This window comes from Williamsia sp. SKLECPSW1 (genome assembly GCF_054332755.1).
In genome coordinates, this window is record NZ_JBTGLI010000001.1 from 1,697,334 (window position 1) to 1,718,421 (window position 21,088).

The window sequence follows — 21,088 nt, forward strand, 5'->3', positions numbered from 1 at the left end:
TCGTGGGGTCATGACACTCGTCACCAGTGTCGCCGTCGCGGCAGCGACCGCGGTCGTCGTCGGGGCGGCACCCGCCCAGGCCGCGCCGGGCGATGCGTTCTACACGCCGCCGGCGCAGCTGCCGTCTGCGCAGGGCGCGATCGTCAAGACACGTCCGGTGTCGATCTTCTTGCAGATCCCGGGCAACCCGCGCCCGTTCCCGGGTGCGGCTCAGACGGTGATGTACACGTCGCGGCTGCAGGACGGCTCGCCCACCGCCGTCACGGGCACCTACATCGAGCCGTTCGCGCCGTGGCGCGGTCGCGGTCCGCGTCCGACGATCGTGATGGCGCCGGGAACCATCGGCCAGGGCGACCAGTGCGCCCCGTCGAAGTTGCTGTCCTTCCCGGTCGGCATCGACACGAAGAACCTCACCCTGGGGGCGAACTACGAGGAGTTGTTCGCGAACATCCTCCTGTACCAGGGCTACCGGATCCTGATGACCGACTACATCGGCATGGGCACACCCGGCGTCCACACCTACGTGAACCGTGTCGAAGAAGGTCACGCCGTCCTCGACGGTGCGCGGGCCGCCCTCAGCCTGGGCAAGCTCCCCGCCGGATCTCCGATCGGGTTCTGGGGTTACTCGCAGGGCGGCGGGGCCACCGCCTCGGCGGCCGAGATGGCGTCCACCTACGCGCCGGAACTGAACATCAAGGGCACCTACGCCGGCGCTCCCCCCGCGGACCTCGGAAAGGTGATGCAGGCCGTCGACGGTTCGTCGATCGCCGGTGTCATCGGCTACACGGTGAACGGTCTCGTCGCGCGCTACCCCGAGCTGGGTCCGCTGATCCAGAAGGAGGCGAGCCCGGCGGGCAAGGCGGCGCTGAAGCAGCTCGCGAACTCCTGCATCGGGGACACCGCGTTCCGGTACGGCTTCCACCGCACGAACGAGTGGACCACCTCGCACCAGTCGCTGTACCAGATCTCGCAGAAGTACCCGCAGATCCAGAAGGCGTTGGCGGACCAGCTGATCGGGACGATGAAGCCGAACGCGCCGGTCCTGGTCGACACCGGGATCAACGACGACATCATCCCGCACGGGCAGGTGCTCGAGATGGTGCGCAGCTGGCGGGCGAAGGGTGCTCAGGTGACCGTCGTCAACGACGGGACCCCACCGATCTTCCCGAAGCTGGCCGTGAACCACGCGCTGCCGTACCTGTTCAGCACACTCCCGGCGTCGCAGTTCCTCTACGACCGGTTCAACGCCACCAACTGATCGCTCACATGCGCGCGAAGCGTGCCATGACGAAGGCGTAGACACCGTAGGTGGCGACACCGAACGCCGCGACGAGGAGCAGGGTGTGCCCGGCGGGCGCGGTACCCAGCGTCTTGATGGCGCCGTCGAGACCGGTCGCCCGCGACGGGTCGGTGTGGAGCGCGGCCACGATCAGCAGCACGCCGGCGCCGGCGAGCACGAGGCCCTTGGCGATGTAGCCGACGACGCCGGTGACGCGCACCGCGGCGTTGTCGGTGATGGTCAGGTCGTTCATGAAGCTCCGTGATGCGCCCTTGTACACGTGGTATCCGCCGACGCACGCCACGATCACGCCGACGATCACGAGCACCCCGGTGCCGAGGTCCGACGACATCAGGCGAGCGCTCATGTCGGCGTTCTGCCGGCCGCTCGAGGATCGGTCGCCGAGTGCGAAGCGGCCCGCCGTCCAGGCGAACGCGAAGTAGATGACCGCCAGACTCAGGGCCTTCCCCCGATCGAGCAGAGCCGACGGACCACCGTCGTCGGGGTCGTCGGGCTCGGTCGCGTGCACGCCGATGGCCGTCTCGGCCAGACGCCACAACGCCATGGCGACGAAGGCGACCGTCCCGGCGACCAGCGCGATCGTGCCGCCGGTGGTGCCCGCGACGGTGCCCAGCGCACCCGACTGGTCGGCGTTCCCACCGTCGCCGAACGCGATCCGGACGATCACGTAGGCGATCAGCACATGCACGATGCCGCTGACCACGTGACCGCCGCGCGCGGCCGCCTCGAACCACGACTGGTCGGTCGCCCGATCGACGGCGGAGGCGATCGGACCGCTCTGGTCGGGGCCTGGATCCCTGTCGCCGGTCATCCCTCACCGTCTCACGACGCCTGCGATCAGGTCGACGTGTCCGGCTTCACCGCGAGGACGGGCTTCGGGCAGTCGAGCAGCAGCTGCTGGGCGGTGCTGCCCATGAGCAGTTTCCCGACGGGCGAACGGTGTCGGATGCCGATGACGAGCAGATCGGCCTCGTCGGTGTCCATGGCGTCGAGGAGTGCGTCGACGGGCTGCACCGCGATGTCCTGCTGGACCTCGTATCGCACACCCGAGGACGCGAGTGTCGCCTCGAGATGGTCGACCTCGCCGGTGTCGGCGAACCGCGGATCCGCGAGGGCGTCGCCCGTCGTCGCGTTGACGACGCGTAGTCCGGTCGCTCGCACCCGTGCCTCGGAGATGGCGTGCTGCAACGCAGCCCGGCCGTAGACGTCCGGGGTGTAGCCGACGACGATCATGCGTTCTCCTTCTCGCGCGTGGGGGCGCTGTCGACGGCCGGCGCGGTGCGCGGGCGGATGAATCGGGCGAACAGGGGTGCGACGAGGAGGATCACGATGATGGCGTAGACGACCACGGCGATGGGTTCGGTGAAGATCCCACCCCAGTCACCCTCGTTGAGCTGCAACGTCTGTCGGAGCTGACGCTCGATCCGCGGCCCGAGGATGACACCGATGATGAGTGGCAGCACCGGCAGTCCGAACCGTCGCATCATGAGCCCCAGGAGACCGAACACCAGCAGCAGGGCGAGGTCGAGCCACTGCAGGTTCACCGCGTAGGCGCCCAGCACGGCGAAGAACAGGATCCCGGCGTAGAGGTACGGCCGCGGCGTCCGCAGCAGCTTCGCCCACAGCGGGGCCAGCGGCAGGTTCAGCGCGAGCAGCAGGAAGTTGCCGATGAACAGGCTGGCGATGAGGGTCCAGATCAGCAGCGGCTCCTTGTCGAACAGGGTGGGGCCGGGCTGGATCCCGTAGGAGACGAACGCGGTGAGCATGACCGCCGCGGTGGCGTTGGTCGGCAACCCCAGCGACAGCATGGGCACCAGAGTGCCTGCGGCGGAGGCGTTGTTCGCGGCCTCCGGTCCGGCGACACCCTCGATGGCGCCCTTGCCGAACTCCTCGGGGTGCTTGCTGAGCTTCTTCTCGGTGATGTACGAGAGGAACGTCGGCAGCTCGGCGCCGCCGGCGGGGAGGGCGCCGAACGGGAAGCCGTAGGCGGTGCCGCGCAGCCACGGCTTCCACGAGCGCTTCCAGTCGCTCTTGCCCATCCACGGACGCCCGACCGGGATCACCTCGGCCGGCTTGCGGCGCAGGTGCGCCGCGACCCACAGGGCCTCGCCGAGGGCGAAGACCGCGACGGCGATCACGACGATGTCGATGCCGTCGGAGAGCTGCGGGATCCCGAAGGTCGCACGGGGCTGACCGGTGAGGAAGTCGATGCCCACCAGGCCGATCGCCAGGCCCAGCAGCAGCGAGATGCAGCCGCGCAGTTTCGAGCTGCCGAGAACGGCGGTGACCGCGACCAGCGCCAGCAGCATGATCGCCAGGTAGGACGGTGCACCCAGGGAGACCGCGAAGCCGGACACGATCGGCGCGAACAACACCAACAGCATGGTGCCGATGGACCCGGCGACGAACGACCCGATGGCCGCGGTGGCCAACGCCTGCGCCGCCCGTCCGGCCCGCGCCATCTTGTTGCCCTCGATGGCGGTGATCACCGACGACGACTCGCCGGGGGTGTTGAGCAGGATCGACGTCGTCGACCCGCCGTACATGCCGCCGTAGTAGATGCCCGCGAACATGATGAACGCGGCACTGGGGCTGACGTTGTAGGTGATCGGCAGGAGCAGCGCGACCGTCATCGCCGGGCCGATGCCCGGGAGCACGCCGACGGCGGTGCCCAGGAGCACGCCGATGCAGGCGTAGAGCAGGTTCATCGGCGTCGCCGCCTCGGCGAAACCGGTCATCAACCAGTTCAGGTTGTCCATCAGAGGATCCCGTCCAGAATGCCTGCGGACAGCGGGATCCCGAGTCCGACGTAGAACGCGTAGAAGCTGGTGAGCGACAGGCCGAGCCCGATCGCGAGATTGCGGACCCAGTGGGGGTTGCCCAGGATCGTGGCCGCGCCACCGAAGAGCAGGGCTCCCACGATGACCCACCCGAGGGTGTCGACGAGGGCGACGGTGGCGACGAAGAGCAGGACCAGGAACCCGACCGTCCGCCAGTCGACGGGGGCCGAGATGTCGATGTCCTCACCGTCGTCGGGGATGCCCCGACTCCCGCGCCAGGTGGCGACGGCGAGCAGCAGCGAACAGATCAGCAGCCCGATGCCGACGACGAGGGGGAACATCTTCGGGCCCACGGGGTCGACCTTCGCGAACTCGGCGCTCAGCCGCATGGCGTCGACGATGAGGAACACCCCGACCACGACCATCACGCCGCACACGATCAGCTGGGCCCAGTCGGGTCCCTGCTCCTGCGTCTCCTCGGGACCGTCCGGCCGGTCCAGGGTGGCGGTCACACCAGCCCCAGTCCGGTCAGCGTCGACTGGACCCGCTCGTCCTGGTCGCGCAGGAACTGCGCGAACGCCGGACCCGTCTGGAACGCGTCGGTCCATCCGTTCTTCGTCATCGCCTCACTCCATTCGGTGGTCGCGTGCAGTTCGGTCAGGGCGGTGACCATCGCCTCACGGGCCTTGTCGGACAGGCCCGGTGGTGCGAGGACCCCGCGCCAGTTGGTGAACTCGAGATCGATGCCCGCCTCGCGCAGGGTGGGGGCGTCGACGCCGGCCACCCGCTCCGACCCCGAGACCGCGAGCACGCGGACCTGGCCGGCCTCGATCTGGTCGACGTACTCACCGAGTCCGGAGGTGCCCGCGGCGATCTTGTTGCCCAGCAACGCCGTCAGCAGGTCTCCGCCGCCGTCGTAGGAGATGTAGTTGACCTCGGTGGGGTCGACGCCGACGGTCTCGGCGGTCTCCATCGGGAAGAGGTGGTCGGGGCCGCCGGGTGACGAACCGCCGCCGATCGTGACCGACCCCGGGTTCGCCTTCCACGCGCGGACGAAGTCGCCGACGTTCTTGTACGGCGAATCCGCGGGTACGAGAATGCCTTCGGGCTCCTCCACCATCTTCGCCAGCGGGGTGGCGCCGGAGACGCGCGCCTTCGAGCCGTTGGTGTAGGTGGCGCCGACGACCCCGAGGCCCATCATCATCATGAGGTCGTTGTTGCCGGACTCGTTCATCAGACGGGCCATCGCGACCGTGCCACCCGCGCCGATCACGTTGAAGACCTCCACCCGACCGGTGATGTCGGAGTCCTCCATGATCTTCACCGCGGTGCGTGCGGTGAGGTCGTACCCGCCGCCGGGGCTGTTCGGGACCATCATGCGGAGACGATGCAGACCGTCCCCGTCGTCGCCGCGCGTCACGCCGCAGGATGCCAACAGCATCATCAACGCGACGATGGCGGCCAGCCGTGTGCGCATCGGTCCTCGATTCGTCCGGTACAGGTGTGAGACTGTGATCGAGGTCAATCATGAGGTCCGCAGTGAGTCACGTCACGTTTGCGGAGTCAACGGAAGTTGTGTTCTTTGTGGTCACGAGTGCACGGACACGATCGGCGGGCGGGACGTCCCGGCCGCCGTCGTCGCTCGCTGGCCGGACAGTTCCTCGTGCTGCAGCTCCTGGTGGTCGCGGTCGTGCTCGGTGCCGTCGCGGCGATCTCCATCCACCAGTCCACCAAGGAGTTCCGCGACATCGCCGGCGGCCGGATGCTGTCGGTCGCCGAGAGTCTTGCCTCCACACCGATCGTGCGCGAGCAGCTCGGCGCGCCCCTGGTCGAACAGGTGCTCGCACCGGACGTCGAGAAGGCGGTCGCGCTGTCCGGTGCGACGGTGGCCGAGATCGTCTCCCCCGATCGCCGCATCATGGTCTCGACCGATCCGACGCGGCTCCGGGGGACCGCCGACCTCGGTGACAGCGATGTCCTGCGCGGGCGCGGATGGTCGGGTGACGTCGACATCGACGGTCGACGCTCCATCGCCGGCCACATCCCGATCCTCGACACCGACGGTCGGGTGCTCGCGGTGGTGACGGTGTCGGAGAACTACCCGTCGACGTGGATGCTGCTGTCCGACGCGGGCGCTCGGCTCCTGATCTACCTGGGGATCGGCGCCGGGGTCGGTGCGGTCGGGTCGTGGCTGCTGTCGCGCCGCATCCGCCGCCACACGCTCGGGATGGAGACCGCGGAGATCGCGGGCCTCGCCGATCACCGGGAGGCGTTGTTGCACAGCATCGCCGAGGGCGTCATCGCCGTCGGCAACGACGGTCGCATCACGATGATCAACGACAGCGCCTGCGCCCTCCTCGATCTCGACCCCGGTGTGGTCGGCACCGACGTCGTCGACTCGGGTATGGACGCCGGCGTGCGCGAGATCCTGCTGTCGCCGGGCGACGTGGAGGACGTCGTCGTCACGACGTCGACACGTGTGCTGGCCCTCAACCGTCGCAGCGCGACCAGCCGACGAGCCGAGAGCCGCGGGCAACACATCGGCACGGTCACCACGATGCGCGACAGCACCGAGTTGGCGTCGATGCAGAGCCAGCTGACCTCGCACAAGAGCGTCACCGACACCCTGCGCGCCCAGACCCACGAGTTCGCCAACCAGCTGCACACCATCTCGGGGCTCGCGCAGCTCGGTGCGTACGACGACGTCACGACATTCGTGGGGACCCTCACCCGCCGCCGCGCGGAGATCAGTGAATCCATCACCGCCCACATCGGCGACCCGGCGGTCGCGGCGTTGCTCATCGCGAAGACGTCCCTCGCCGCGGAGACCGGGGTGCGACTCACCCTCGACCCGACCTCCCATCTGCATGCGCTCGACCCGGCGCTGTCGACCGACGTGATCACGGTCCTCGGCAATCTCGTCGACAACGCCCTCGACGTCTCGCGAGACCACGGGTCGCGGTCCATCACGGTGCTGGTCCGCGACGACGCGTCGTCGGATGCGGAGCCGGGACTGCGCGTGGAGGTGACCGACTCCGGCCCGGGCGTCCCGCCGGGGATGCGGGAACTCGTCTTCTCGCGCGGCGTCACCTCGAAGGGCGACGCCCCCGGTGGGCGCGGCATCGGGCTGGCCCTGGTGCGGCTGGTGAGCGTGCAGCACGGAGGGACGGCGACCATCGACGACGCCGACACCGGCGGTGCGTGCTTCCGCGTCCACATCCCGCTCGTCTAGCGTCGCCGATACGGCAGGAGGATCAGATGCCCACGGTGTTGGTGGTCGACGACGACTTCATGGTGGCCGACATCCACCGGCGGTTCGTCGACGCCACCGACGGGTTCACCACGGTCGGAGTGGCGCACACGGCAGCGGAGGCGCGGGCGGCGATCGCGACGCTTCGACCCGACCTCGTCCTCCTGGACGTGCACCTGCCCGATGCGTCCGGGGTGGAACTGCTGCGTTCGGTGCGCGCCGGGGGGAATCCGGTGGGGGTCATCATGATCACCGCCGCCCGCGAGGTCGACACCGTCGCCGGCGCGTTGAGCGGTGGCGCGGCGGACTATCTCATCAAGCCGTTCGAGTACCCCCAGTTGCGGGACAAGCTGGAGGCGTTCACGGCACGGACGACGGCCCTGGACCACGGACAGGCCGACCAGTCGTTGGTGGACTCGCTGTTCGGTGCGGCTGCCGGGCCGGCGTCGCCGCCCAGGCCCGCACCTGCGGCCCGGTTCCCGAAGGGGCTCTCGCCGGAGACCGGTGCGCTCATCCTCGACGCGATGGCCGCGGGCGACGAGCTGTCGGCGTCGGAGTGTTCCGCGTCGATCGGCATCTCGCGGGTCAGTGCGCGGCGATACCTCGAGCACTACCTCGGCGCCGGTGTACTTGCCGTGCGGTTGCAGTACGGGCGGGCCGGTCGACCCGAGCGTCGCTACCGCCGACTCTGACCGCCCGAGAGACGACGAGGGCCCGCCACCTCCGGAGAGGTGACGGGCCCGCGCCGATCAGGATTCGGCTGGTCAGGAATCCGCGCCGATGATGAACGCCTCGAGCTGCTCACGCGCGACGTCGTCGGCGATCTGCTCCGGCGGGCTCTTCATCAGGTAGGCCGACGCCGGGAGGATCGGGCCGCCGAGGCCGCGGTCCTTGGCGATCTTCGCCGCGCGCACGGCGTCGATGATGATGCCTGCCGAGTTGGGCGAGTCCCACACCTCGAGCTTGTACTCCAGGTTCAGCGGCACGTCGCCGAAGGCGCGACCCTCGAGGCGGACGTAGGCCCACTTGCGGTCGTCGAGCCACTCGACGTGATCCGACGGTCCGATGTGGACGTTCTTGTCGTCGATCTTGCCGGCGAGCGAACCGGTCAGGTTCGAGGTGACGGACTGGGTCTTGGAGACCTTCTTCGACTCCAGGCGCTCACGCTCGAGCATGTTCTTGAAGTCCATGTTGCCGCCGACGTTGAGCTGGTAGGTGCGGTCGAGAGCGACGCCACGGTCCTCGAACAGCTTCGCCATCACGCGGTGGGTGATGGTGGCACCGACCTGGCTCTTGATGTCGTCGCCGACGATCGGCACACCGGCCGCGCGGAACTTCTCGGCCCACTCGGGGTCGGAGGCGATGAACACGGGCAGCGCATTGACGAAGGCGACGTTCGCGTCGATGCAGCACTGCGCATAGAACTTGTCGGCCTGCTCGGAGCCGACGGGCAGGTAGGAGACCAGGACGTCGACCTGCGCGTCCTTGAGGGTCTGCACGACGTCGCCGCCCTCGCCGTCGGCCTCGGTGATGGTCTGGCGGTAGTACTTGCCCAGGCCGTCGAGCGTGTGGCCGCGCTGCACCGTCACGCCGGTCGGCGGGACGTCGGCGATCTTGATGGTGTTGTTCTCCGACGCGAAGATCGCCTCGGACAGGTCGAAGCCGACCTTCTTGGCGTCGACGTCGAACGCGGCGACGAACTCGACGTCGCGGACGTGGTAGTCGCCGAACATCACATGCATGAGGCCGGGGACGACCGCGTTCTCGTCGGCGTCCTTGTAGTACTGCACGCCCTGCACCAGGGATGAGGCGCAGTTGCCCACGCCCACAATCGCCACGCGGACGGACTTGTTGTCACCCATGGTCGGGCTCTCCTTCTTTCTGTTGCGAAACTGCCGTTGTGTCGGATTCGAGGACCGGACCGTCCGGTTCGGCCGCGGACTCGGCTGCGATGAGCTCGTTGAGCCACCGCACCTCGCGTTCGCTCGATTCCAGGCTCAGCTGGTGGAGCTGGCGGGTGTACCGGTCGACGGCGCGCGTCGACCGACCGACCGCCTCCCGCAGACCCTCGCGGCGCTCCTCCACCTGGCGGCGACGGCCCTCGAGGATGCGCATGCGCGCCACAGCCGGTGTGCGGCTGAAGAACGCGAGGTGCACCCCGAACCCGTCGTCGGTGTAGTTCTGCGGACCGGTGTCGGCCACCAGTTCGGCGAACCGCTCGCGGCCCGCCGGGGTCAGCTTGTACACGCGTCGTGCCCGCCGTTTGAGCGTCCCCTGCGGCCCGGCGTCCTCGACGATGAGGCCGTCGGCCTGCATCCGACGCAGCGTCGGGTACAGCGAGCCGTAGGAGAAGGCACGGAACGCGCCGAGCAGCCCGGTGAGGCGCTTGCGCAGCTCATAGCCGTGCATCGGCGCCTCGAGGAGGAGGCCGAGCACTGCCAACTCGAGCACTGGACGAACCCCTTCCACCGACCTGTCGAACGAACGTGTCCAGCCGATGGTACACACAATGTATCGCGCCGATATAACCGGTACAGGAAACCGGACATGAACCAGGCGTTGCGTGCCGACGGTCGCCGGGTTGCGCGCGAGTGGGTCGCCGTGTCGATCGTCGGCGGTCCGGACGACGGGTCCGTGCGCGGGCGGGCCACGTACTCTTGTCCTCGTGCTGGTGCAGAGACAGACGGTGGACTACGCGTTGCAGCGCCGGTCCCTGCTGTCCGAGGTCGACGCGGGGCGCATGGCCGTCGGGGCCGTCTGCGACGCGGACCGGTATCTCCTGCGCGCGGCCGCTTTCCACGGGCGACCCAGCGACGCGATCTGCCCGATCTGCCGGAAGGAACAGCTCACGCTCGTGTCGTGGGTGTTCGGCGACAGGCTCGGGACGGTCAACGGATCGGCCCGGTCGATCGACGAGATCACCCGGCTCGCGGCCGACAGCGAGGAGTTCACCGTCCACGTCGTGGAGGTGTGCCGGAGCTGCCGATGGAACCATCTGGTCCAGTCGTTCGTCGCAGGACGTGTACCCCGACCACGGCAGCGACGATCACGTCGCGCCGCGGGGAGTGCAGACTGACCCCTGTGGGACGCCGGTGCGGTGACCACACCCCGCCCTCGGCCGTGCGGCCGAGGCGAGAACGAGAACGGTGAGAACAGACGTGAGCAACGGAACTGGTGCGCGCGCGACGCAGGACAGGAAGCGGTCGCGGCTGAACGTGGTGGCCTGGATCGTCGGCGTGGTCGGCTGTCTGGTGCCGCTCGCCGTCGTCGTGATGGCCGTCGTGTTCCTCTTCACCTACCTGGGGGCCTCGGTCCCGGGTCCGGACGCGATCAAGCAGAACCAGGTCGCGACCATCCTCGACTCGCGCGGCGGTGAGATCGCCCGCATCGTGCCGCCCGAGGGCAACCGCACCGACGTCTCCATCGACCAGATCCCCAAGGCGATGCAGGACGCCGTCATCGCCGCCGAGGACCGCCAGTTCCGCACCAACGCCGGCTTCTCGGTGTCGGGTCTCGCGCGCGCCGTCCTGGGCCAGCTCACCGACAACGCCGACGCCGGCGGTGGCTCGACGATCACCCAGCAGTACGTGAAGAACGCCCTCGTCGGCGACGAACGCAGCTACACCCGCAAGTTCAAGGAACTCGCGATCGCCACGAAGATGTCGAACGAGTGGTCCAAGGACGACATCATGGCCGCGTACCTGAACACCATCTACTTCGGGCGCGGTGCCTACGGCGTCTCCGCCGCCGCGAAGGCGTACTTCAACAAGGACATCGCGAAGATCACGGTGCCGGAGGCGGCGGTGCTCGCCTCGTCGATCCGGTCGCCGTCCTACTACGACCCGGCGACCAACCCGGCCGCGGCGCAGGCGCGCTGGCGGTATGTGCTCGACGGCATGGTCACCATCGGCGCGCTGTCGCCGTCGGACGAGGCCGCGCTGAAGTACCCGAAGGTCGATCCTCCGAGCGACACCTCCGGCAACGTGACCAGCGGGCCGAACGGGCTCATCAAGCAGCAGGTCCTCGCCGAGCTGAACTCGCTGAACATCTCCGAGCAGGACGTCCAGACCGAGGGTCTGAAGATCACCACGACGATCGACCCGCAGGTGCAGCGGTCGTTGGTGTCGGCGGCGAACGACGAGCTCGACGGTGAGCCGAAGAACATCCGCGACGCCGCCGTCTCCATCGACCCGTCGACCGGGGCCGTCCGCGGCTACTTCGGCGGCAACAACGGGCAGGGCTACGACTACGCCCAGGCGGCGTTGCAGACCGGCTCGTCGTTCAAGGTGTTCGCGCTCGTCGCGGCACTCGAGCAGGGCATCCCGCTGTCGAAGGTCTACAGCTCCTCGCCGTTCGACGCGCCGGGGGGCCTCACCGTCACCAACTCCGACGGTGAGTCCTGCGGGTCGTGCAACCTCGCGACCGCGCTGAAGATGTCGCTGAACACCGTCTACTACCGCCTGATGATGGACCTCGACGGGCAGGCGAAGGCCGTGGCCGACGCCGCCCACCAGGCCGGCATCGCCGAGAGCTTCGGCGACATCAAGCAGACGCTGACCAACACCGACGGCAGCGGCGTCGAGGGCGGCGTCGTCCTCGGCCAGTACCCGTCCCGCGTCATCGACATGGCGTCGGCGTACGCGACGTTGGCCAACCAGGGCGTCTATCACGCACCGCACTTCGTCCAGAAGGTCGAGACCTCCGACGGCACGGTGCTCTACGAGCGCAAGAGCGACGCCGGCGAGCGCCGGTTCTCCGCGGCCGTGGCGAACAACGTGACCTCGGCGATGGAGCCCATCGCGGCGTACTCGCGCGGCCACGCCCTCGACGGGGGCAGCCGGCCGTCGGCGGCGAAGACCGGCACCACGCAGCTCGGTGACACCGGGCAGAACAAGGACGCCTGGATGGTCGGGTACACCCCGCAGCTGTCCACGGCGGTGTGGGTGGGCACCGATGCCGGTGTCGCACTGAAGAACTACACCGGGTCGATCGTGTACGGCTCGGGTCTGCCGTCGGACATCTGGCAGTCCGCGATGGACGGTGCGCTCGAGGGCAAGCCGATCGAGCAGTTCCCCGAGCCCGCCGCGATCGGTGGCGTCGCCGGTGTCCCGTACGAGGCGCCGGAGACCACCGAGCAGCCCACGCGGTCGAGGCGGTCGGCGACGGAGACCACCGAGCCGCAGGCACCGGTGACCACGTTCGCGCCGCCCTCGGCCACCCTCGCGCCGGGTGTGACGATCCCGCTGCCGGGTCCGCCGACCGAGACGGTGGTGACACCCACGCCGACACCGGACAACAACGATCCGTTCCAAAACGGCGGCTGAGGCGCCTGACGTGGCGGACGCGTTCGAGTCGCCGACGAGGTTCGCAGCCGATCCCCGCGAGGCGGAGGACCGTGTCCTGCCCAGCCACAGCGACCCGGTGGCCCGCGACGGTTCCATCGCGATCGGTGGACCGGTGGGGCTCCACGCGGTCGTCGGTCGGTCGCGGTACTGGACCCCGCTGCGGGTGGTGTTCCTGCTGGCGCTCGTCGCGCTCGCGCTCGGCTGGTACGGCAAGGCCGGATGTCTGCAGCAGGCGCCGGACCCGCAGACCGGGGTGGAGCGACTGGACTGGGACCACCACCGCCAGTACATCGCCCTCTGCTACTCCGACACCGTCCCGCTCTACACCGCGGAGCATCTGAACACCGGGGCACTGCCCTACAAGGTGTCGTGGACCGAGGACAAGCCCGACGGGACGCCGCAGGTCCGTCGCATGGAGTACCCGGTTCTCACCGGGATGTACATGTACGGCGCGGCGCAGGTCACCGCGGGATGGCAATGGCTGCACGACCACTGGGGTTTCCCGTCCGCCCTGGACGTGGTCGTCTTCTTCGTCGTGTGCGCGCTGGGGCTCGCGCTGTTCTGGCTGGTGACGATCTGGGCGACGGCCCTCACCGCGGGTGTGCGTGTGTGGTCGGTCGCGATCGCGGCGGTCTCACCATTGGTCATCGTGCACGCGTTCACCAACTTCGACGCGATCGCGACGGCGTTCCTGGCGCTGGCGATGCTCGCGTGGTCTCGGCGGAACCCGTGGGCCACGGGCATCTTCATCGGCCTGGGGGCGGCGGCGAAGCTGTACCCGGCGCTGTTGCTGATCCCTCTCGCGGTGCTGTGCCTGCGTGCCGGGAAGGTGCGCGAGTTCACCGTGGCGACGGTGACCGCGATCGCGGCGTGGATCGTGGTGAACCTGCCGATCGCGGCGCTGTTCCCCTCGGGCTGGTGGGAGTTCTTCCGCTACAACTCCGCCCGCGGTGTCGATCCCGACACCTGGTTCACCGTCGTGACGCGCGTGACCGGATACGACTGGGGTGCCGACGCCAACGGGCAGTCGGCGTTGGTGAACGCACTGTTCGTCGGGTTGTTCGTACTCGTGTGCGTCGCGGTGGTGGTGATCGGTCTGACGGCGCCGACGCGACCACGCCTGGCGCAGTTGATGTTCCTGGTGTTGGCCGGCTTCCTGTTGGTGAACAAGGTGTGGAGCCCGCAGTACTCGCTGTGGCTCGTGCCCGTCGCGGTGCTGGCACTGCCGCGGTTCCGTCTGCTGATGGCGTGGATGGTGCTCGACGCGGCCGTCTGGATCCCGCGGATGGGGTTGTATCTACCGGCGGACGTGAAGTGGTTGCCCGAGCAGTGGTTCACCGGCGCGGTCGTGCTGCGCTTCCTCGCCGTGCTCGGCCTGTGCGCCGTCGTGATCTGGGAGATCTACCACCCGCGCAGGGATCTCGTGCGGGTCGGCGTGGGCGGACGCCTCTACGACGATCCGGCGGGCGGTGTGCTCGACGGCGCGCCCGACGCGGTGCGGCCGTCTCGCGGACCCACCTCGGATGCGCCGGCGCCCACGCCGACGACGGCGGTCGGGTAGTCCCTCGGCGGGACCTCCTCGGGAGCGGCAGGGCGTTGCCACCGCACCGGCGCGCGGACGAAGGCGACGAGCAGGATCGCCAGGACGATGGCGTGGGACCACACGCCGACGTTGACCCCGGTCATCACCCACCACTTCATCGGTTGGCCCGAGGTGTAGATCCCGAAGAGGCGGAAGATGGTCAGGTCGAGCGCGAGATCACCGATCAGGTAGACGAGGATCAGCTGCCACGGCACCCGCAGCAGCACGAAGAACGGCAGGATCCACAGGGTGTACTGCGGCGAGTGCACCTTGTGGAAGAGCATGAAGCCGGCCAGCATCGCAGCGCTCACCCCGACCCACGGGAACACCTGGCCCGAGCGCCATGCCCGGATGCCCAGGGCGATCACGACGACGAACGAGACCAGGATGAGCGTCGGCGAGGCCACACCGACGATCGAGTTGTACGTCGGCGTCATCCCGTCGGTGAAGTGGCGTAGCCCCCAATACCAGATCGAGTTGGTGTCGACGTCGGACTTGCGGCGCCCCTGGAACGTCAGCGACGCCTTCCACCCCTGGAAACCGGCGATCATGAACGGCAGTTGGATGGCGGCGACGGTCACCACGGCCGCGCCGATCACCCAGGCAGCGCCGATCGTGTCGACACCTCGTCGCACGCCGGCCATCGACGTCAGGTCGGCGCGACGCAGCCCTCGGGTCGCGACGTAGATTGCGAGCGGCAGCACGAACAGACCGGGATAGAGCTTGAGGCAGAACCCGACGGCCAGGATCACCGACGCCAGGGAACCGCTGACGCGCAACGGTATCCGCGGGCGTCCCGTCCGCGGCGAGGTCGACTCGCCGTACACCATCAGCGCCACGGCACCGACCGCCGTGGCGACGACGGGCAGTTCCCAGTTGTGGAACGCGTACAGGATCAGCGGAGGCGTGGCCGCCCACAGCAGCGCCCACCACCGGACCAGCAGGCCGAGCAGGACCGTGACCAGGATCCCGAACGGCGCCAACAGGATCGCCGAGTGCACGAAGAACTGGGTGTCGGTGTGGGCCCCGATCGCCCCGATGTACATGAGCAGACCGGAGAGGACCGGGTACTCGACGGCACCACCGAACAGCACCCCGTCGGGCCGGATGCCGCCGTGGATGAACGGGAAGACGTGGTTGTTGATGTCGCGGCCGATCCACAGGAACTGCAGATCCGAGTAACACGGCATGAGGAGCTCGTGCTTGCCGACGGGCCAGTGCGCGCTGCGGCCGGACGCGTCGTAGGGCGGCCCTCCGCAGTCGAGCTTCCCGAGGAACCCCAGCGTCATGAACACGAGGGTGCACAGCAGCAGGACCAGCATCAGCACGGTGGTCTCGCCGCGCAGGGCCCGACGGCGCAGCCGTCGACGATCGGCGACGGACAGGGCGGACATGGGCTACAGGTTAGGGGGAGAAGCTGTGGGGTCGTGCACGCCCTGTGACGCTCCGTCCGGTGTGACCGGTTGGGGCTCGCTCTCCACCCAGCCGATCCCCGTGTGACCGTCGTTACGGGTGAAGGTGCCCCAGACCCGTCGGATCAGGGTCTCGGCGGCCCCGCCCGGTCGGAGGACCGGCGCACCGGAGACGGGTGTGAAGGTCAGGGTGTGCGACCCCGGCTCGAGGGCGAACGTCCAGGTGGCGTCGATCTCGTCGGGACCCTGCAGCACCCGGCAGACGTCGAGGAGGATCGGAGGGGTCGTCGTCGACTGCAGATGTCCGAGGGACATCGGGGCCAGTCCCCGGACCCGGATGTCGAGGCCGTTCATGTCACTGCCGTCGTCGAAGTGGGCGGTGAACGCCGTCCAGCGCATGTCCCACCAGTCGGTGCCTGCCCACGCGTGCTCCCGGTAGCCCGGGGCGTCGACGGGGAAGCGGCGCTCGGTGGGGCCCAGACCGGACACGGTGATGGTCCCCGTCACCACCGACGGCACCAGCAGCAACGGGGAGACGCCGTAGAGCGCGGGACGGGCCGACGCATAGGCGTGCAGGTCCATCGCGATGTCGACGTCGGCGCCGGCCGCGTGGCCCCGGCCGGTCAAGCGGAGATGGACGTGTCGGAACGGTTCGACGACCGTGTGCTCCATGTGGACGTCGGGGGTCCGCAGCGACAGGCTCTCGTCGAGGCCCGGGGTCAGCGCCGTGAGCCACACCGGCGGTATGTCGGGGCCGGTGATCGAGACGGCGACGTACGCGCCCTCGTCCAGGCCCGTGTGGCGGCCGAAACGCACCCACGCGCCGACGCCTTCGTGGGCGTCGGCGACCGCGAGGATCCACTCCTCGCTGCGACCGTCGCCGACCGCCTCGGGGTGGGGGAACTCGTCGCCCGGCAGCGGCTCGGGCACGGGTCGCGCGCGTGCCGGTGTGCTCGACGGCCTGCCGAGGTCGTCGAGGAACTCACAGGCCCGGGCGAACAGGGTGGGCCACACCTCGGTCGCCCCCCGGGTCGACGTCTCCCAGCGAGGTGTCTCGACGGCCCGTCGGAGCACCTGCACCAGCACCAGGAAGGCGTGGTCGTGGATCTCCCGGCGCAGGGCGTCGAGCCGTTCGGGTCCGACGGGTGCGTCCATCGCGACGAGGTAGCGGTGGAGCAGTTCGTCGTAGGAGGCGCGGCGTACGTCCACCGGCAACGACAGGGCGAGGTAGGACGCGACGTCGACGACGCAGGGACCCCAGCCGACGTGGTTCCAGTTCGAGATCACCACCGGGTGCGTCGCGCGGTGCCCGCCGAAGATGAGGTTCCCGGAACGCATGTCGCCGTGCACCACACCGATCCGTGCACCGAGTCGACCGGCGTGATCGGTCAGCGTGCCGATGGAGGCGACCACCTGGTTGGCGATCGACAGATGGACCGGGTCGAGCCGTTCGCCGTACTGCTGGACGAACCGGACGTAGTCCTCGCCGACGCTGTCGCGGTCCGGGACGGGTGTCGGCTCGAGCCACGACGGTCGCGGCTCGGCAGGATCGACTGCGCGGTGCACCCGTGCGATCGAGGCCATCGCCAGGAAGGACGTCGTGTACGCCGGGCCGGCCAGGTCTCTGCCGTACGCGCCGGGACCTGCGTCGGCGAACACCAGCCAGTAGACGCGGGCATCGGGGTCGAGGCGGTCGGCCAGACACGGCGAGATCGGCAGCGACCCACCGTGTGCCGCGGTGTGGAACCGGTGCTCGCGGACCAGCGGGTCGATCGGACCGTCCCACCCGGGATCGGCGGACTTCACGACGAACCGCATGACGGAGCCGTCGTCGCCGGTCACCCGTAACCGGCCGGTCCGGGTGATCCGGCCGGACGTGACGGTCTCGACGTCCCACGAGTGCGCGTCGCGCACCCGCAGGACCTCACGGATCCACTCCGCGTCGATCTCGTCGAGGGACCACCAACCGGGCACGAGCGAGGAGGTTACCGCGCTCAGGGCTGCGCGGTGGCGTCGATGATTTCGCTGGTCACGACCCGTTGCTGTACCGTGGGCGAGTTGCCGACGCAGGCGACCCTCCTGCCACGGACAGTCCGTGGCCGATTCTCAGTCCACAGGAGGTGATGGGATCCCCATGCGTCACTACGAATTGATGGTCATCCTCGACCCGAGTCTCGACGAGCGCACCGTGGCCCCGTCGTTGGACACGTTCCTGAACGTGATCCGCAACGACGGCGGCACGATCGCAAAGGTCGACATCTGGGGCAAGCGCCGGCTGGCCTACGAGATCCAGAAGCACTCCGAGGCGATCTACGCCGTCATCGACATCGATGCCGAGCCGAAGACCGTCACCGAGCTCGACCGTCAGCTGAAGCTGAACGAGTCGGTGCTGCGGACGAAGGTGCTGCGCGCGGGCAAGTGAGCCCACGGGTCGGGTGTCTGCGAGGAGATTTCGTCGAAGACGGAACCGAATCGACGCCCGGCGGGTCGAATGAGGCGAGAGTCCTCACCGACCCACACCGAACCCGCCCCTCTCGCATCGATCCATCCAAGGAGCTGATCCATGGCCGGCGACACCATCCTCACCGTCATCGGGAACCTCACGGCTGACCCGGAGTTGCGTTTCACCCCCTCCGGCGCAGCGGTCGCGAACTTCACCGTGGCCTCGACGCCGCGCATGTTCGACCGTCAGTCCAACGAGTGGAAGGACGGCGAGGCGCTGTTCATGCGCTGCAGCATCTGGCGTGAGGCCGCCGAGAACGTCGCGGAGAGCCTCACCAAGGGTGCCCGTGTGATCGTCTCGGGCCGTCTCAAGCAGCGCTCGTACGAGACGCGCGAGGGCGAGAAGCGAACGGTCGTCGAGCTCGAGGTCGACGAGATCGGTCCGTCGCTGCGGTATGCGACGGCCAAGGTCAACCGTGCCTCGCGCGGCGGTGGCGGCGGCGGGAACTACGGATCCGGTTCCGGAGGCGGCGGCGGAAACCGCGCGTCCTCCGGCGGCGGCGCAGCGACCGACGACCCCTGGGGCAGTGCCCCGGCGAGCGGGTCGTTCGGCGGCAGCGACGACGAGCCCCCGTTCTGACACGACACATCTGAGGGCGCACCGCACGTGTGCGTGCGCTCGAACCATCAGGAGAACAACGAATGCCCAAGGCGAAGAGCGGCGGTGGCCGCAAGGCCCGCGCCGAGAAGGTGACCAAGGCCAAGGCCTGCACCTTCTGCAAGGAGAAGAACCTCGTCATCGACTACAAGGACACGTCGCTGCTGCGTCGTTTCCTGTCCGACCGCGGCAAGATCCGGTCGCGTCGTGTGACCGGCAACTGTGTCCAGCACCAGCGTGACGTCGCCGTCGCGGTGAAGAACTCGCGCGAGGTGGCGCTCCTGCCGTTCACCTCGACGGCGCGCTGAGCGGAAGGGATCACACCATGAAGCTCATCCTCACCGCAGAGGTCGAGAACCTCGGTGTCGCAGGCGACACCGTCGAGGTCAAGGACGGCTACGGCCGGAACCTGCTGCTGCCCCGCGGCCTGGCCATCCCGGCCACCCGTGGCGCCCAGAAGCAGGTCGACGGCATCCGCCGTGCCCAGGAGGCCCGCGCGGTGCGCGGCCTCGAGCACGCCAACGAGCTCAAGCAGTCCCTCGAGGCGCTCGACGCGGTCACGCTGAACGTCAAGACCCACGACTCGGGCAAGCTGTTCGGTTCGGTGACCACCGGTGACGTCACCGGTGCCATCCGCTCCGCGGGCGGACCCGTCGTCGACAAGCGCTCGGTGTCGCTGCCCAAGGGGCACATCAAGGCCACCGGCACCTACCCCGTGGAGGTCTCCCTCCACCCCGACGTCACCGCGTCGGTGCAGATCTCGGTGGTCGCCGCCGGCTGATCCCGGCCGACCACACCTCGGCCCCCGGACGCGAGATGCGTTCGGGGGCCGAGGTGTTTCTCCGGTGGTGCTCGATCAGTGCCGGAGGGCCCAGGTCTGCGCCTGCGCTCCGACGAGGCCGACGAGGTCGTCCTGGGCGATGTTCACGTCCAGCAGGTGCAGACCCCAGGTGCGGTCGGGCAGCTCGGGCAGTGCCGAGGCCGGCACGGGGCTGCCGCCGCTCACCTGCAGCACGTGCGGACCGGTCCCGGTGGTGCAGCGGCCGCGGTACCCGGTGACCGAACGGCCCGCGATCCGACTGTGCAGCGCAGCGGTCGACGTGCTGCCGAGGGCTGCGGGATCGGTGCACGCCACGCTGTAACCGGGACCGCTGGGTAGCTCGCGGGACGGGCTCACGGCATCTCCTGCCGCCGGGGGCCTGCCGTAGCGGGCGTCGGCGCCGGGTGTGCGACCGAACGTCGAATAGGCGATGACACAGCCGATCTCGGCCCGTGCGGTGCACAGCGGGGTCCGGGTGAAGTCGCCGCCGAGGAGCGACCCCGGACGGGTGAGGACGTTGCCGCCGAGCAGGATCGCCGACAGCAGCCGGTCGTGTGCCGGCGACGGCTCGATCTCCTCGCGCAGCAGCGTCCGCAACATCAGCGTGCCCTGCGAATGGCCTATCAGCACGACACCGCGCCCGTCGTTGTCGTGGGTGAGATAGTCCCGCCACGCCGACAGGACGTCGGTGTACCCGACGCGCAGTGCCGCGGTCCGGTCGGCAGATGTCCTCGCGGAGAACAGACCTCGTAGTGTGCTCTGCCGGTACACGGGCGCCCACACGCGGCACCGCGAGCCGAACGGAGCTGCCTGCTGTTCGGCGATCACCCGTTCCTCCGGGCCGACGCGCAACGGCGCAGTGGCGCCGGAGGCGAGCGAGACCGTCGGATAGACGTAGAAGCAGTCGACCGGCGCGTCGCCGCGGCCGCCGCACGGGTCGGCGGGCTGACCGGGGCGACACAGCCACAGGGTGGACCCCTGGGTGGCCGGTTCGGCGGCGGCCGTCCCTGCCGCCCAGAACGGCAGCAGGGCCGCCAGGACGGCCATCACGGCGAGGGACCCCCTGACGAGCCGTACGGATCGTCTCCGTGGTGTCATGTGTCTCTCCCGCCGTTCCGCTGGTCGTCGGTCTCCAGTAGACGACACGTCGGCGTTCCTCGCGTTCTCGTCGCCCCCGTGTCGGCTGGTGTTCACCCTCTCGACGCGTGCCGTCGGTTGCGTTTCGACGGACACGCCCGACGGCACGGCGCCACGCGACACGCCGAGTGAATCGAGATTTCTTTTGTCCACGTCTTTACCGGTGCTTGACCAGCGCGGACGGGTGTACGGAGCCCCATCCGTCCACAGCTGTGCACACGCCGTGCACATCCTTTCCCGCATCGGTCCACAGGATGTGCACACATCCGTCCACACGCCCGGTTGGACGTCGCCACAACGGGACCTAATGTCGTCTCCTGTCGCCCGCGCCGTTCGCGGTGTCGGTGCCGCGGGGTACAACC

General features: G+C 69.1%; 20 protein-coding genes. 10 read left to right on the top strand and 10 right to left on the bottom strand.

Features of this window, described 5'->3' with window-relative positions:
• Positions 1-10 precede the first annotated feature (10 nt).
• On the top strand, positions 11-1,258 hold the full coding sequence (locus tag ACXVUM_RS07715) for a lipase family protein (protein ID WP_458522818.1): 1,248 nt from the start codon (positions 11-13) through the stop codon (positions 1,256-1,258).
• Positions 1,259-1,262: 4 nt separating this feature from the next.
• Here ACXVUM_RS07715 and ACXVUM_RS07720 read toward each other — a convergent pair whose 3' ends face one another.
• The 5 genes from ACXVUM_RS07720 to ACXVUM_RS07740 are packed head-to-tail and all read right to left on the bottom strand — an operon-like array spanning position 1,263 to position 5,557.
• The gene (locus tag ACXVUM_RS07720; protein WP_458521238.1) at positions 1,263-2,111 is read right to left on the bottom strand and encodes a DUF1206 domain-containing protein; all 849 of its coding nucleotides are present in this window, start codon (positions 2,109-2,111) and stop codon (positions 1,263-1,265) included.
• A gap of 26 nt (positions 2,112-2,137) precedes the next feature.
• A complete protein-coding gene (locus tag ACXVUM_RS07725) occupies positions 2,138-2,533 on the bottom strand; it encodes a universal stress protein (RefSeq protein ID WP_458521239.1) in 396 nt (131 codons plus the stop codon).
• Complete coding sequence (locus tag ACXVUM_RS07730) at positions 2,530-4,059, bottom strand: tripartite tricarboxylate transporter permease (RefSeq protein WP_458521240.1); 1,530 nt, start codon at positions 4,057-4,059, stop codon at positions 2,530-2,532. Before ACXVUM_RS07730 ends, ACXVUM_RS07725 begins: the two co-directional genes overlap by 4 nt.
• The gene (locus ACXVUM_RS07735; protein ID WP_458521241.1) at positions 4,059-4,592 is read right to left on the bottom strand and encodes a tripartite tricarboxylate transporter TctB family protein; all 534 of its coding nucleotides are present in this window, start codon (positions 4,590-4,592) and stop codon (positions 4,059-4,061) included. Before ACXVUM_RS07735 ends, ACXVUM_RS07730 begins: the two co-directional genes overlap by 1 nt.
• A complete protein-coding gene (locus ACXVUM_RS07740; protein WP_458521242.1) occupies positions 4,589-5,557 on the bottom strand; it encodes a Bug family tripartite tricarboxylate transporter substrate binding protein in 969 nt (322 codons plus the stop codon). The genes ACXVUM_RS07735 and ACXVUM_RS07740 overlap by 4 nt, the downstream gene beginning before the upstream one ends.
• A 117-nt stretch (positions 5,558-5,674) precedes the next feature.
• On the opposite strand from ACXVUM_RS07740, the gene ACXVUM_RS07745 reads away from it, so the two are divergent.
• Both ACXVUM_RS07745 and ACXVUM_RS07750 read left to right on the top strand, forming a co-directional pair.
• Entirely contained in the window at positions 5,675-7,312 is a 1,638-nt protein-coding gene (locus ACXVUM_RS07745; RefSeq protein ID WP_458521243.1) for an ATP-binding protein, read from the top strand.
• Between the two features lie 26 nt (positions 7,313-7,338).
• The gene (locus ACXVUM_RS07750) at positions 7,339-8,022 is read left to right on the top strand and encodes a response regulator (RefSeq protein WP_458521244.1); all 684 of its coding nucleotides are present in this window, start codon (positions 7,339-7,341) and stop codon (positions 8,020-8,022) included.
• A 72-nt stretch (positions 8,023-8,094) separates the two neighbouring features.
• Here ACXVUM_RS07750 and ACXVUM_RS07755 read toward each other — a convergent pair whose 3' ends face one another.
• Complete coding sequence (locus ACXVUM_RS07755) at positions 8,095-9,192, bottom strand: inositol-3-phosphate synthase (protein WP_458521245.1); 1,098 nt, start codon at positions 9,190-9,192, stop codon at positions 8,095-8,097.
• Positions 9,185-9,781, bottom strand: coding sequence for a PadR family transcriptional regulator (locus ACXVUM_RS07760; protein WP_458521246.1), 597 nt, complete (start codon positions 9,779-9,781; stop codon positions 9,185-9,187). The genes ACXVUM_RS07755 and ACXVUM_RS07760 overlap by 8 nt, the downstream gene beginning before the upstream one ends.
• Before the next feature lie 220 nt (positions 9,782-10,001).
• On the opposite strand from ACXVUM_RS07760, the gene ACXVUM_RS07765 reads away from it, so the two are divergent.
• The 3 genes from ACXVUM_RS07765 (at position 10,002) to ACXVUM_RS07775 (ending at position 14,236) form a co-directional block, all read left to right on the top strand.
• A complete protein-coding gene (locus ACXVUM_RS07765) occupies positions 10,002-10,406 on the top strand; it encodes a DUF5318 family protein (protein ID WP_458522819.1) in 405 nt (134 codons plus the stop codon).
• Positions 10,407-10,488: 82 nt separating this feature from the next.
• Entirely contained in the window at positions 10,489-12,654 is a 2,166-nt protein-coding gene (locus ACXVUM_RS07770; protein WP_458521247.1) for a transglycosylase domain-containing protein, read from the top strand.
• Positions 12,655-12,664: 10 nt separating this feature from the next.
• Positions 12,665-14,236: a glycosyltransferase family 87 protein gene (locus ACXVUM_RS07775; RefSeq protein ID WP_458521248.1), complete on the top strand. Its 1,572-nt coding sequence runs from the start codon at positions 12,665-12,667 to the stop codon at positions 14,234-14,236.
• Here the strand turns inward: ACXVUM_RS07775 and ACXVUM_RS07780 are convergent.
• Together ACXVUM_RS07780 and ACXVUM_RS07785 are read right to left on the bottom strand one after the other, a co-directional pair.
• Positions 14,125-15,651, bottom strand: a complete 1,527-nt coding sequence (locus ACXVUM_RS07780; RefSeq protein ID WP_458521249.1) for a hypothetical protein — start codon at positions 15,649-15,651, stop codon at positions 14,125-14,127. The two genes, ACXVUM_RS07775 and ACXVUM_RS07780, sit on opposite strands and share 112 nt — an antisense overlap.
• 3 nt (positions 15,652-15,654) lie before the next feature.
• Positions 15,655-17,643, bottom strand: coding sequence for a phosphotransferase (locus tag ACXVUM_RS07785; RefSeq protein WP_458521250.1), 1,989 nt, complete (start codon positions 17,641-17,643; stop codon positions 15,655-15,657).
• Positions 17,644-17,803: 160 nt separating this feature from the next.
• On the opposite strand from ACXVUM_RS07785, the gene rpsF reads away from it, so the two are divergent.
• From rpsF to rplI, 4 genes are all read left to right on the top strand, one after another.
• On the top strand, positions 17,804-18,091 hold the full coding sequence (rpsF, locus tag ACXVUM_RS07790; RefSeq protein ID WP_458521251.1) for a 30S ribosomal protein S6: 288 nt from the start codon (positions 17,804-17,806) through the stop codon (positions 18,089-18,091).
• Positions 18,092-18,232: 141 nt separating this feature from the next.
• Positions 18,233-18,751, top strand: coding sequence for a single-stranded DNA-binding protein (locus ACXVUM_RS07795; protein WP_458521252.1), 519 nt, complete (start codon positions 18,233-18,235; stop codon positions 18,749-18,751).
• Between the two features lie 62 nt (positions 18,752-18,813).
• Positions 18,814-19,077, top strand: a complete 264-nt coding sequence (rpsR, locus tag ACXVUM_RS07800; RefSeq protein WP_458521253.1) for a 30S ribosomal protein S18 — start codon at positions 18,814-18,816, stop codon at positions 19,075-19,077.
• Positions 19,078-19,094: 17 nt separating this feature from the next.
• Positions 19,095-19,550 (top strand): 50S ribosomal protein L9, encoded by a 456-nt coding sequence (gene rplI / locus ACXVUM_RS07805; RefSeq protein ID WP_458521254.1) that lies wholly within the window; start codon positions 19,095-19,097, stop codon positions 19,548-19,550.
• Positions 19,551-19,625: 75 nt separating this feature from the next.
• Here the strand turns inward: rplI and ACXVUM_RS07810 are convergent, their stop codons facing one another.
• On the bottom strand, positions 19,626-20,636 hold the full coding sequence (locus tag ACXVUM_RS07810; protein ID WP_458521255.1) for a DUF3089 domain-containing protein: 1,011 nt from the start codon (positions 20,634-20,636) through the stop codon (positions 19,626-19,628).
• Between the last annotated feature and the right edge of the window lie 452 nt (positions 20,637-21,088).